Here is a 12,636-nt window from a genome sequence, read left to right on the forward strand (position 1 = left end):
GCTTCACGGTCTCGTGGCGGCCGGCGGCGGGCCGTCCGCTCGACCGTGTTACGGTACGGAACGTGTCGTATCCCAATAGCCCCGAGGTCGCGCGGCCCCGTCCCGGCCGTCCGCGCGACGACCGTCGCGAGCGCGAGATCCTCGCCGTCGTCACCACCCTGCTCGGTGAGGTCGGCTACGACGGCGTCACCTTCGAGGAGGTCGCGCGTCGCGCCGGCGCCTCCAAGGCGACGCTCTACCGGCGCTGGCGCACCCGCCGCGACATGGTCATGGCGGCGCTGCGGGCCGGCCCCGCCGCGCGCTCCGGGCTCGACGCGATCGACACCGGCAGCCTGCGCGGCGACCTCCTCGCCCTGTGCCGCCGGCTCGACACGACCATGCGCTCGTCCGACGGGCGGACCGCGATGCTCCTGCTGCAGGCGGGCCTCGAGGACCCCGAGCTGTGCGACGAGATCGAGCGCTCGACGGGCCCGACCGGGGCCCGGCTGCCGGCGGACGTGATCGAGGCGGCCGTGCGCCGCGGCGAGCTGCCCGCCGGCGTCGACCCCTTCCCGTACGAGGAGGTCGCCGGCTCGGTGCTGCTGCTGCGCCGGCTCAACGGGCTCCCCGCCGACGACCACTACCTCGCGTCGCTCGTCGACACCGTCCTGGTCCCGGCGCTGTGCAGCACCGGCGAGCCCGACCGGACCCTGCCGCACGGCATCTTCTCCGGCCACCCCGCGCCGGACCCCACCGCGCCGGCCACCCCCACCGAGGAGACCCCATGACGTCGCCCACCATCGACAACTTCACCTACCACCGGCTGCCCGGCGCCGACGGCGTCGAGCTGAACGTGGCCGTCGCCGGTGACGGCCCGGCCGTCGTGCTGCTGCACGGCTTCCCGCAGACGCACTACATGTGGCGGCACGTCGCCCCCGCGCTGACCGCCGAGCACACCGTCATCGTCCCCGACCTGCGCGGCTACGGGGACAGCGCCAGGCCCGCCGCGGCGACCCCCGACACCTACGGCAAGCGCACGATGGGCCGCGACGTCGTCGAGGTGGCCCGGGCGCTCGGCCACGAGCGGTTCGGGCTCGTCGGGCACGACCGCGGCGCGCTCGTCGGCGTCCGGGCCGGGCTCGACCACCCCGACGCCGTGCGGTACCTCGGCGTCCTGGACGTCCTGCCGACGCTCGACACGTGGGCGGTTCTCCAGGGCGTGCATGCCAAGGTCGCCTGGCACCTGTACCTCATGGCGCAGCCCCCGGGCCTGCCCGAGAAGATGATCGCGGCCGTCGCGCCCGAGTTCTTCGCGTCCTTCCTCGACGCGTGGGACACCGACGGTTCGGCGTTCGACGCCGCGACGCGCCAGCACTACGTCGACAGCGCCGTGGCGTCCGTCGACGCGATCGTCGCGGACTACCGGGCGACCGCCGGCGTGGACCTCGAGCTCGACCAGGCCGACCGTGACGCCGGCCGGGGGCTGACCATGCCCGTCGGTGTGATCTCCCAGGACTGGGGCTCGCAGCTGGGCTTCGACGCGCGGGCGCTGTGGTCCGCGTGGTCGGACGACCTGACCTACGAGCCCATCGACGCGGGCCACTTCATGGCCGAGGAGAAGCCGGCGGAGATCGTCCGGTTCATCCGCGGGCTCGCTGCCCGCGCCTGAGCGACCCGGGCGCCTACGGCCGGGCGGTGGCGGGGAAACCCGTCCACCGCAGGTCCGGCGGCAGGTGGCCCATGTCGTTGAACAGCACGAGCGTCGGTGCCGCTCCCGGGCGGTGCTCGAGGACCGTGAGGGCCGCGTTGCCGCTGTTCAGGCCCAGCCAGCGCACGTCGGGCGAGTCGAGCGCGTGCCGCACGAGCCACGCGACCTGGAACCCGTGCGTGACGAGCACCTCGTGGGTGTCGACGTCGGGCGCCGGGGTGGCGAACCGCGCGACCAGCGCGTCCGCGAGCGCGCGCCCGGCGGCCGCCTCGGCCTCGTCGTAGCCGTCGAAGAACCCGCGCAGCGACGGCGGGATCTCGGCGGCCGCGGGGACGTGCGGCACGTGGTCGACCAGCTCGTCGGCCGCCGCGACGGGCACGCCCGGCAGGTGCGCCGCGATCACCTGCGCGCTCGCGACGGCGCGCGGCAGCGGCGAGTGCCACAGCGCGTCGACGGGCAGCTGCGCGAGGCGCGCGCCGAGCAGGTCGCACTGCGCGCGCCCGGTGGCCGTGAGCTCACCGAGCGCGTCGGCGGCGCCGTGGCGGACGAGGTACAGGTGACGGGTGGGCACGGGTCTCCTCAGGTGTGCGTCGTGACGGTGCCGGCGGCGCCGTCGACGGTCAGCGTGACGCCGTCGGTCAGCGCCGTGGTCGCGCCCGCGACGCCCAGCACGGCGGGCACGCCGCGCTCGCGGGCGACGATGGCGGCGTGCGACAGGACCCCGCCGGTCTCGGTGACGACGCCCGCGGCCATGCGCAGCAGGGGCGTCCACGCCGGGTCGGTCCAGGGGCAGACGAGGACGTCGCCGGGGCGCACGCGCGCGAAGTCGCCGGGCCCGCGGACGATCCGCGCCGGGCCCGTCGCGATCCCGCGGCTGCCCGGCGTCCCGACGAGCGTCGCGGCGTGGCCGGGCACGCCGGGGGAACCCTGCGGCGGGCCGCCGCGGTCGAGGAGCGCCGGCAGCGCCGCGGTGACCGGCCGCGCCTGCAGCACCCAGGCCGTGCCGTCGGCGACCGCCCACTCGACGTCCTGCGCTCCGCCGAGGAGGTCGGCGACGCGTCGCCCGAGCGCTGCCAGCGTGCGCACGGCGCCGTCGTCGAGCGTGCGGCGGGTGCGGTCCGGCGCGGGGACGTCGCGCGTGGCGACGTGCGCCGCGTGGCGGTCGACGCGGGTCCGCTTGTCGGCGACGTCGCAGGTCACCGCCCCGTCGGCGGCGACCCGGTACGCGTCGGGCGTCACGGTGCCACCGACGACGCCCGCGCCGAGCCCCCACGCCGCCTCGACGACGGTGGCCCCGCCGGGGGTGTCGGGGGTGAACAGCACGCCGGAGGCCTCCGAGTCGATGAGGCGCTGCACGAGGACCGCCACCTCCGGCTCGTCCTGCGGCCCGCTCGTCGTCGCGCCCCGGTAGGCGACGGCCCTCGCGGACGCGAGCGACGCCCAGCAGGTGCGGACCGCGTCCGCGACCGCGTCGACGCCGTGGACCGCGAGCGCGGTGGCGTACTGGCCGGCGGCCGACGCGTGGGCGCCGTCCTCGTCGCCGGCCGACGAGCGCACGGCCACGGGCGGGTCGCGGAGCGCGCGCAGCGCCCGCGCGAGCTCGTCGCGCAGCACCGAGGGGAGCGCGCCCGGGGGGCCGGTGCGGCGGGCGGCGAACGGCACGACGAACCCGTCGGGCACCGGCAGGCCGGCCCGCACGAGGCGCCCGAGCGTGCCGGCCTTGCCCCCGCAGGTCGAGGGCCGGGCGTCCGCGAGGGCGACCAGCACGGGCAGCACCTTTCAACAGAACGTTGACAATGTTCCGTTGACTATCCACCATCGGGGCATGGACAGCAAGGACGACGTCGCGCGCTCGGACCAGGCCCAGGCGGCGCGCGAGGCCGACGCCCGCGCACGGCTGCTGAGCCTGGGCGCGGACACGCTCGCCGACCGCCCGTGGCGTCCGGCACCCGTGCCGCCCTCGGCCGTGGACCTCGTGCAGCACGCGCTGCACCGCTCGTCGGACCTCGCCCCCGACGACCTCCTGCACGCGCTCGCGCTGTTGCCCGCGGCGCGCGCCGAGGTGGACGGGCTCGAGGACGCCCTGCTGTTCGTCGCCCGCAGCGCCGGGCTCACCTGGGCGCAGATCGCCCAGGCCATGGGGTTCAACTCGCCGCAGGCCTGCCAGCAGCACTACACGCGCCTGGCGGCGCGCCGGGGGACCGAGGCATGACGCAGCCGTCCGCCCCGGACCTGCTGGTCCTGCACGCCGTGCGCCTCCTCGGGTTCGCCGACGCCCCGGCGGTCGCCCGCCGGTTCGCGCTCGACGCGGCGACGACCGAGGAGGCGCTGCTCGACGCGCAGGCCTGCGGCTGGGTGGCCCACGCGGGCTTCGCCGACCTGCAGGGCTGGTCGCTCACCGAGCGCGGCCGGGCGCGGGACGAGGCGCTGCTCGCCGACGAGCTGGACCGCGTCGGCGCGCGCGACGTCGTGCACGACGTCCACGCCGACTTCCTGCCCCTCAACGCCCGGCTGCGCCAGGCGTGCACCGACTGGCAGCTGCGCCCGCTGCCGGGTGACCGCCTCGCGGGCAACGACCACACCGACCCGGCGTGGGACGCCCGCGTCCTCGCCGAGCTCGCCGCGGTCGAGGCGGGCCTCGTGCCGATCGCCGGTCGCCTCGCGGGGGTCCTCACCCGGTTCACGGGCTACGACGAGCGGTTCGCCGCGGCCCGGCGCCGTGCCGCTGCGGGCGAGGATCGCTGGGTCGACGGCACCGACGTCGACTCGTGCCACCGGGTCTGGTTCGAGCTCCACGAGGACCTCGTCGCGACCCTGGGGATCGACCGCCGGGCGGCGGCCTGAGCGCCACCGTCAGGCGCGGTCCTCGACCGGCTCGTCCACGGGCGCCGTCGACCCGTCCAGCATCACCGACGTCTCCGGCTCGGGATGCCGCCGCCGCTGGACCACGATGATCGTGACCCCCGTGAGGACGGCGGCCAGCGCGCCCCACACGTTGGCGGGCAGGCCGAGGGGCGTCACGCTCGACGGGTCGATCCGCAGCAGCTCCAGCCAGATCCGCGCGGTGCCGTACCAGATGAGGTAGACGCCGAACGCGGTGCCCCAGCGCAGCGCGACGCGCCGCTCCAGCAGCAGGATCACCGCGATGCCCAGCAGGTTCCACAGCATCTCGTAGAGGAACAGCGGGTGGAACAGCGTGTCCGCGGGCAGGCCGGGCGGGAACGCGCCGTTGCTCGCGGGGATCTCCAGGCCCCACGGCAGGGTCGTCGGGCTGCCGAACAGCTCGTGGTTGAACCAGTTGCCGAGCCGGCCGATCGCCTGCGCGAGGAGCATCGCGGGCGCGAGCGCGTCGGCGAACGACCACAGGCGCACCCCGGCGCGGCGGCACCCGATGGCGGCGCCGACGGCCCCGCCGATGAGCGAGCCGAGGATCGCGATGCCACCCTCCCAGACGTACAGCACCTCGAGGAGGTTCTTGCCGGGCCCGACGTAGTCCCCCCAGTGCGTGAGCACGTGGTAGATCCGGGCGCCGACGATGCCGCACGGCACCGCCCACAGGGCGATGTCCAGCACGACCCCCGGCGGGCCGCCGCGCGCGGTCAGACGCCGCGACGTCAGCCACACCGCGGCGGCCATGCCCGCGAGCAGGCACAGCGCGTAGGTGTGCAGCGTCAGGGGGCCGAGGTCGAGGCCGGACCACGCGAGGTCGGGGCTGGGGATGCCGAGGTGCACGCCTCAGCATCCCCCGCCGACGCGGATCGGCGGAATCCGTCCGCAGGACGACCCGGGTGACCCACCACGCTCGACCGGTCCACCGGACTCGTCGTGCCGTTCAGCGCCCAGCCGGTGGTGCCCGCGACGCGACGTCGCGCTGCGCGTCACGTCGTACCTGCTCGCGGCGCGCCCGCTCCGAGCGGGCCTCGCGTCCCCGCGGTGTGCGGTTGCCGTCCGGTGACGCCCAGCGGTGGCGGGTCACGAGGTGCCGGGTCACGATGAGCGGGCGCCGAGCAGGGCGCTGACCTGCGCAGGAGGAACGATGACCACCCAGCTGCCGTCCCCGGCACCTCTCATGGCGCGGCCCCAGTCGCCGATGCCGCTCCCGACGCCGCGCGGTCCCCTGAGCGACGCGCTGCTGCGCGTCCTGACGGGTGCCGCCGATCCGGCCGTCCTGCACGACGAGGTCGCGGACGTGCTCGCCGCCCCCACAGGGTCGTGGCTCGAGCACGACGACGTGCAGCTCGCGCTGACCTGCATGTACGAGCTGCACTACCGCGGCCTCGACGGCGTCGACGACGACTGGGAGTGGCAGCCCGACGTGCTGGCGGCCCGTGCGGCGCTGGAGCGGGCCGTCGAGGCGGAGCTGCGCGAGCGCGTCACCGTCGACGTCCCCGTCGACACGTCGGCCGCCGCGGTCGCGAGGACGCTGTTCACGCTCACGTCGTCCGACGACGGCCCGAGCATGTCCCGCTGGATCGCCCGCCGGGCGCAGCGCGAGCAGCTCGAGGAGTTCGTCGTCCACCGCTCGGTCTACCAGCTCAAGGAGGCCGACCCGCACACGTGGTCCGTGCCGCGGCTGGGCGGGGCGCCGAAGGTCGCGCTCATGGAGATCCAGTCCGACGAGTACGGCGCAGGCGACCCCGAGCGGGCGCACGCGGCCCTGTTCGCGCAGGCCATGCGCGGCCTGGACCTGGACGACACGTACGGCCGGTACGTCGACCACGTGCCCGCGATCACGCTGGCGCACCCCAACGTCATGTCGATGTTCGGGCTGCACCGCCGGCTGCGCGGGGCGATCGTCGGGCACCTGGCGGCGTTCGAGATGACGTCGTCCGTCCCCAACCGCCTGTACGGCAACGGCATGCGGCGCCTCGGGCTGGGCCAGGACGTCACGGAGTACTTCGACGAGCACGTCGAGGCCGACGCGGTGCACGAGCAGATCGCGGGACGCGACATGGCCGGCCGGCTCGTGGAGCAGGAGCCGACGCTCGGGGGCGACGTCGTCTGGGGTGCGGCGGTCTGCCTCGCGCTCGACGGCATGTGGGCGCGGTACGTGCTGGACCGCTGGGAGGCCGGTGAGCCGTCGCTCCGGCAGCCGGTGCGATGAGCGTGCGTCACCCCGACGCGGTGCACGCGCTGCCGCTGCGCAGCGTGGGGCTCGCGGCATGACGCCCGACGACGAGGTCCGCGACGCGGCTCGCCCACCCCGGCCGGTCCGCATCACCCCCTGCCCGGACGGCCCGCTGCTCGTGCGTGGCCCGGTCGAGCTGGTCGGGGCCGACGGCGAGACGATCGTGCCGCGCCGCCGGACGGTCGCGCTGTGCCGGTGCGGCGGCACCGGGACACCGCCGTGGTGCGACGGCACCCACAAGGTCAACGGTTTCCGTACGGGCGACTGACGACGGTGCCTCCGTTCCCACCCCCGGGTGTGCGGCGCTGTGGGTAGGGTCGGCCCATGACCTCCAGCGGGCGACGCCCCGGCGTCGTCACGCTCAAGGACGTGGCCGCGGCCGCGGGGGTGTCGGTGGCGACCGCCTCGCACGCGCTCGCGGGCCGCGGGCGCATGACGGACGCGACGCGGCAGCGGGTGCGCCGTGCCGCCGAGGGCCTGGGGTACCTGCCGAACGCGATGGCCCGCAGCCTGCGCACGGGACGCGCGCAGGCGCTGGGGGTGCACAACCAGAGCGCCGCCGAGAGCCTGGGGACGGCCTACTTCCGCGACTTCCTCGCCGGTGCCATCGAGGCCGCGCACCGGCACGACCACGACCTGGTGGTCCTGTCGTCGGACACGCACCGGCCACGCACGACCGCGCCGCGGGTCGACGGCGTCGTCGTGGTCGACCCGATCGCGGACGACCTGCGCGCCCGCGAGCTGATGGAGATGCCCGTGCCCGTCGTGGCGGGCGAGCACGTGCCGGCGCACATGCCACCTTGCGCGGTGGTGGCCGTGGACCACGCGACGGCCCTGCGCACCGTACTCGACGCGGCGGCGACGGCGGGCGCGAGCCGACCGCTGCTCGCCGCGCCCGACGAGAACAGCGGCTGGGGCGAGCTGCTGCGCGAGATCGTCGGTGCCTGGTGCGCCGAGCGCGGCACGAGCCCCGTGCTGGTCAGCACCGAGTTCGGGATCCGCTCGGTCGAGCACGACCGCGCGCTGCTGACGCCGGTGCTGGCGGCGCACCCCGAGGTGGACCTCGTCATCGGCGCCTCGCCGTTCGCGGCGCAGGGTGCTCTGGAGGTCCTGCGGGCGCTCGGCCGCACCCCGGGCGGGGACGTGCTGGTGGCGGCCTGCGCCGACGAGCCCGCGCTGCGCGAGCAGGACCCGGCCGTCACGGCGATCGAGCTCCCCGCGCACGCGCTGGGTGTCGCGTGCGTCGAGCGCCTGGTCGAGATCCTCGACTCGGACGACGGTGCGCAGGACGCTCTCGGGACCGTCCGGACCATCCCCGCGCCGGTGCACCTGCGCGCGTCCACGTCGGGGACCGTCGCCGCGGCGCGCTGAGAAATCGTTTCACCAAGGTTACGCGGACGGACGCTCCGCGTCACGAGGCGTGCGCCAGTAGCACCGCACGTTAAACCCGTGTTTCGTGATCACGGGATGCTGGAAAATCGATTAGGCATCTGCCTACGTTCCTGCCATGAGCAGCGAGCACGCGGACCCCGCGACGGCGGCAGGCGAGGGTCACGACCACGACACCCACGGCCACGCCCCCGAGGGGCACGAGGGCCACGCCCACACGCACGACCTGTGGCCGGAGGGCTTCTGGGAGCAGCCCCGCCGCCTCGGCGAGGGGCTCGAGGGCCACGGTGCCGTCGACGACCACAACACCGGGCGTCGCCCCGGCCTCTTCCACGTCAACCGGCGGCACGGCGGCAGCCACTCGGGCATCCGCACGTTCGCCAAGCTCCCGATGGCACTGACGCCCGAGGACCTGCGCGCGGGCAAGGTCGACGTCGCCGTGCTGGGAGTGCCGTGGGACTCCACTGCCGGCGGCCGCTCGGGGACCAACCACGGCCCCCTCGCGCTGCGGTCCGTGCCGCACTTCGGCAGCTACGGCTTCCCCAGCCAGCACCTCGACGTGCGGGTCAACCCGTTCGAGGTCCTCACGATGTGCGACTACGGGGACGCGCCGATCCACGTCGGCAACACCGCCGCGACGTTCGAGTCGGTCCGCAAGTTCGTCGGCACGGTCGTCGACGCCGGGGCGATCCCGATCATCATGGGCGGCGACCACGCCATCACGTGGCCCGCGGCGACGGCCGTCGCCGACCACTACGGCCACGGCAAGGTCGGCATCGTGCACTTCGACGCCCACGCGGACGTCGGCGAGGACATGAACGGCGCGCTCGCGTCGCACGGCACGCCGATGCGCAAGCTCATCGACTCGGGCGCCGTCCCGGGCCGCAACTTCGTCCAGGTGGGCCTGCGGGGCTACTGGCCCGACCGCGAGACGCTCGACTGGATGGACGAGCACGAGATGCGGACCCACTTCATGGCGGAGATCGACCGCGACGGGTTCGACAAGGTGCTCGAGCGGGCGGTCGACGAGGCCCTCGACCAGGCCGACCACCTGTACCTGTCGCTCGACATCGACGTGTGCGACCCGGCGTTCGCACCCGGGACCGGTACCCCCGTGGCCGGCGGCATCACGTCGATCGACATCCTGCGGGCCGTGCGCCGGCTGTCCGCCGAGGTCGGGATCGTCGGGATGGACGTCGTCGAGGTCGCCCCGCCGTACGACAACAACGGCGAGATCACGGTCCTGCTCGCGAACCGGGCGATCGGCGAGGCGATGACCGGGACGGCCATGCGCCGCATGGGGCTGACGGGTCCCGACTACCTGCACCCCCACGCGCTCAACCTCGACGCCGACGGCGCCCGGCGCACGCAGGTGTTCCGCACCGACGCGCCCTGACCGTCCCGCCCGCACCCGCGGCCCACCCCCTGACCCGGCCCCCGACGCCGCCCCACCCCGGAGGACCCCCATGTCGCACGACCACGGCCACGACCACCACCACGACCGCGCCCCCGAGGGCTTCTGGCAGCAGCCGCGCCGCCTCGGCGAGGGCCTCGAGGGCCACGGCGCCACCGACGACTACAACGAGGGCCGCCCGCCGGGCCTGCTGTTCCCCAACCGCAAGAACGAGGGCGGCTTCTCCGGCATCCAGACGTTCGCGAAGCTCCCCGTCGCGCTGACGCCGGAGGACCTGCGCGCCGCCAACGTCGACGTCGCGGTCCTGGGCGTCCCGTGGGACTCGACCGCGACCGGGCGCAGCGGCACCAACCACGGCCCCCTCGCGATCCGTGCGTGCGACTACAAGGGCGGCTACGGGCGCCCGCACTTCTCCCTCGACACGCACGTGGACGCGTTCGAGGAGCTCGTGATGGCCGACTACGGCGACGCCCCGATCTCCGTCGGCAACACCGCGCGCACGTTCGAGGACGTCCGCAAGTTCGTCGGGACGGTCGTCGACACCGGCGCCATCCCGATCATCCTGGGCGGCGACCACTCGATCACCTGGCCGTGCGCCACCGCGGTGGCCGACCACTACGGCTACGGCAAGGTCGGCATCGTCCACTTCGACGCGCACGCCGACACGGGCGCGGACATGCCGGGCTCGCTCGCGTCGCACGGCACGCCGATGCGTCACCTCATCGACTCCGGCGCCGTCCCGGGCAAGAACTTCGTCCAGGTGGGCCTGCGGGGCTACTGGCCCGAGCAGGAGACGCTCGACTGGATGGACGACCAGAAGATGCGCACGCACTTCATGGCCGAGATCATCCGCGACGGCTTCGACAAGGTGCTCGAGCGGGCGGTCGACGAGGCGCTCGACCAGGCCGACCACCTGTACATCTCGCTCGACATCGACGTGTGCGACCCGGCCTACGCGCCGGGCACCGGCACCCCCGAGCCGGGTGGCATCACCTCGAACGACATCCTGCGCGCCGTCCGCCGGCTCGCGGCCGAGGTCGGCATCGTCGCGATGGACGTCGTCGAGGTGTCCCCGCCCTACGACGACCGCGGCCAGATCACGGCGCTGCTCGCGAACCGCGCGATCCGCGAGGCGATGACGGGCATCGCGATGCACCGCACGGCCGTCACCGAGCCGGACTTCCTGCATCCGTACGCGCTCGGCCTCGACGCCGACGGCAACCGCCGCAACAAGGTGTTCCGCCGGGCCTGACCTCGGCCCGGATCCGACCCCGCACCGACCCGCACCGACCCCGCACCGACCCGCACCGACCCGCACCGACCGGCCCGACCCCCGCGTTCCCCGACGAGAGAGGGATCCCCCCATGACCCGACGTACGACGCGCGTGCCCACCGCGGCGCGGCTCCCGCTGGCCCTGCTCACCGTGGGCTCCCTGCTGCTGGCCGGCTGCTCCGACGGCGCCTCCGCCAGCGGCTCGGGTGCCGCGGCACCGACCGACGGCGTGCTGCGCCTGGGCGTGCTCAACGACATCGGCCAGCCGCCGGACCCGGACGTGTACTACTCGGGCAACGGCCTGGCGATCACGACCAACGCCTACGAGGGCCTGGTCCGCTACGAGCCGGGCAACCACGACGAGGCGAAGATCGTCCCGTCGCTGGCCGAGTCGTGGGAGGTGAGCGACGACTTCACGCAGTACACGTTCGTGCTGCGCCAGGGCGTGACGTTCCACGACGGCACCGCGTTCGACGCGCACGCGGTCGAGGCGTCGTTCGACCGCCGCCTCGCGGTCGACGCGGGCCCGGCGTACATGGTCCAGGGCGTCGCCGACGTCGAGGAGCTCGACGACCGCACCGTGCGCGTCGTGCTCAGCGAGCCGAACTCCGCGTTCCTCGACTACCTCGCCTCCCCGTACGGGCCGCGCATGATCAGCCCGACGGTGCTCGCCGAGCAGGCGGGCGACGACGTCGCGCAGACGTACCTGTCCACCACCTCGGCCGGCACCGGGCCGTACGTGCTGTCGAAGGCGGTGGTCGGCGAGGGGTACGAGCTGACGTACTTCGAGGACTACTGGGGTGACCTCGACCCGCAGTTCACCAAGGTCGAGCTGCCGGTCTACACCGAGATCTCGGCGATGCAGCTCGAGCTCGAGCGCGGGGACCTGCACGCGCTGCTCGCGGCCGTCCCGACGGCGTCGCGGCAGAAGTACCTCGACTCGCAGGACCTGGCGGCGTACGCGCTGCCGTCGTTCCAGGTGGGCGTCCTGTACATGAACCCGAACCGCCCCCTGCTGGCGGACGCCGCCGCCCGACGCACGCTCTTCGAGGGCATCGACTGGACGAGCCTGGTCGAGCAGGTCACGGGCGTGGGCTCGGTCCCCGCCGAGGGCTACTACCCCAAGGGCGCGCTGCCGGCGGACGTCGACCGGCGCGAGCTGGTGCACGACCCGGGCGCCCTGGCGTCGTGGGTCTCGGGCCTGCCCGCCGGCTCGACCATCCAGCTCGGGTACAGCGCGGGCAGCTCGGACGCCGAGCAGATGGCGAACATCATCGCCGCGCAGCTGCAGGCGCTCGGGATGCAGGCGACAGTCACCAGCCACCAGGCGTCCGAGGTCTTCGGCGACTTCCCGGCGAACCCGCAGGACGCGCCCGACGTGCTGGTCTCCCCGGGGACGTGGCCCGACTCCAACAACGCGTACATGCACGGGCACGTCTTCTGGGACCCGGACGGCGGCCTCAACCACCTGCAGTGCTCGGACGAGACCACGACGACGCTCCTGCGCGAGGCCCTCGTCACCGGGTCGGACGCCACGTACCTCGCGGCCGGTGAGGCGGCGTACGCGAGCGGGTGCGCCCCGACCTTCGCCTGGAGCAGCGACTTCATCGTGACGCAGGACTGGCTCGGCGGCGTCGAGGAGTCCCACTCCATCGCCGCCCCGGCCACGCTCGACTTCGCGACGCTGAGCGTCGCCGAGGCCGCGACCGACTGACCCCCGGCCGCCCCACCGCGCGGGACCCGCG

13 protein-coding genes are annotated in these 12,636 nt (G+C 74.7%); 10 read left to right on the forward strand and 3 right to left on the reverse strand.

Features of this window, described 5'->3' with window-relative positions:
• Positions 1-62: 62 nt before the first annotated feature.
• Both H9657_RS16785 and H9657_RS16790 read left to right on the forward strand, forming a co-directional pair.
• A complete protein-coding gene (locus tag H9657_RS16785; RefSeq protein ID WP_191784577.1) occupies positions 63-767 on the forward strand; it encodes a TetR/AcrR family transcriptional regulator in 705 nt (234 codons plus the stop codon).
• The gene (locus H9657_RS16790; protein ID WP_191784578.1) at positions 764-1,648 is read left to right on the forward strand and encodes an alpha/beta fold hydrolase; all 885 of its coding nucleotides are present in this window, start codon (positions 764-766) and stop codon (positions 1,646-1,648) included. The genes H9657_RS16785 and H9657_RS16790 overlap by 4 nt, the downstream gene beginning before the upstream one ends.
• Before the next feature lie 13 nt (positions 1,649-1,661).
• Here H9657_RS16790 and H9657_RS16795 read toward each other — a convergent pair whose 3' ends face one another.
• Positions 1,662-2,258 (reverse strand): histidine phosphatase family protein, encoded by a 597-nt coding sequence (locus tag H9657_RS16795; RefSeq protein WP_191784579.1) that lies wholly within the window; start codon positions 2,256-2,258, stop codon positions 1,662-1,664.
• A gap of 8 nt (positions 2,259-2,266) precedes the next feature.
• A complete protein-coding gene (locus H9657_RS16800) occupies positions 2,267-3,454 on the reverse strand; it encodes a PEP/pyruvate-binding domain-containing protein (protein ID WP_191784580.1) in 1,188 nt (395 codons plus the stop codon).
• Positions 3,455-3,512: 58 nt separating this feature from the next.
• Between H9657_RS16800 and H9657_RS16805 the strand changes: the two genes are divergently transcribed.
• Entirely contained in the window at positions 3,513-3,899 is a 387-nt protein-coding gene (locus H9657_RS16805) for an SANT/Myb-like DNA-binding domain-containing protein (protein WP_191784581.1), read from the forward strand.
• On the forward strand, positions 3,896-4,531 hold the full coding sequence (locus H9657_RS16810; RefSeq protein ID WP_191784582.1) for a transcriptional regulator: 636 nt from the start codon (positions 3,896-3,898) through the stop codon (positions 4,529-4,531). The genes H9657_RS16805 and H9657_RS16810 overlap by 4 nt, the downstream gene beginning before the upstream one ends.
• 9 nt (positions 4,532-4,540) lie before the next feature.
• Here H9657_RS16810 and lgt read toward each other — a convergent pair whose 3' ends face one another.
• The gene (gene lgt / locus H9657_RS16815) at positions 4,541-5,419 is read right to left on the reverse strand and encodes a prolipoprotein diacylglyceryl transferase (protein WP_191784583.1); all 879 of its coding nucleotides are present in this window, start codon (positions 5,417-5,419) and stop codon (positions 4,541-4,543) included.
• A gap of 304 nt (positions 5,420-5,723) precedes the next feature.
• Here lgt and H9657_RS16820 point away from each other — a divergent pair, with 304 nt between their 5' ends.
• From H9657_RS16820 to H9657_RS16845, 6 genes are all read left to right on the forward strand, one after another.
• On the forward strand, positions 5,724-6,791 hold the full coding sequence (locus H9657_RS16820; RefSeq protein WP_191784584.1) for an iron-containing redox enzyme family protein: 1,068 nt from the start codon (positions 5,724-5,726) through the stop codon (positions 6,789-6,791).
• A gap of 58 nt (positions 6,792-6,849) precedes the next feature.
• Positions 6,850-7,083 carry a CDGSH iron-sulfur domain-containing protein gene (locus H9657_RS16825; protein WP_191784585.1) on the forward strand — a complete coding sequence of 78 codons (234 nt, stop codon included), beginning with the start codon at positions 6,850-6,852 and terminating at the stop codon, positions 7,081-7,083.
• 56 nt (positions 7,084-7,139) lie between these two features.
• Positions 7,140-8,186: a LacI family DNA-binding transcriptional regulator gene (locus H9657_RS16830; RefSeq protein WP_191784586.1), complete on the forward strand. Its 1,047-nt coding sequence runs from the start codon at positions 7,140-7,142 to the stop codon at positions 8,184-8,186.
• 136 nt (positions 8,187-8,322) lie between these two features.
• Positions 8,323-9,600, forward strand: coding sequence for an agmatinase (gene speB / locus H9657_RS16835; RefSeq protein ID WP_191784587.1), 1,278 nt, complete (start codon positions 8,323-8,325; stop codon positions 9,598-9,600).
• A gap of 70 nt (positions 9,601-9,670) precedes the next feature.
• On the forward strand, positions 9,671-10,870 hold the full coding sequence (gene speB / locus H9657_RS16840) for an agmatinase (RefSeq protein ID WP_191784588.1): 1,200 nt from the start codon (positions 9,671-9,673) through the stop codon (positions 10,868-10,870).
• Between the two features lie 112 nt (positions 10,871-10,982).
• Complete coding sequence (locus tag H9657_RS16845) at positions 10,983-12,605, forward strand: ABC transporter substrate-binding protein (protein ID WP_191784589.1); 1,623 nt, start codon at positions 10,983-10,985, stop codon at positions 12,603-12,605.
• Positions 12,606-12,636 lie beyond the last annotated feature (31 nt).

Source organism: Cellulomonas avistercoris (assembly GCF_014836445.1).
In the GTDB taxonomy this organism is placed as follows: domain Bacteria; phylum Actinomycetota; class Actinomycetes; order Actinomycetales; family Cellulomonadaceae; genus Cellulomonas; species Cellulomonas avistercoris.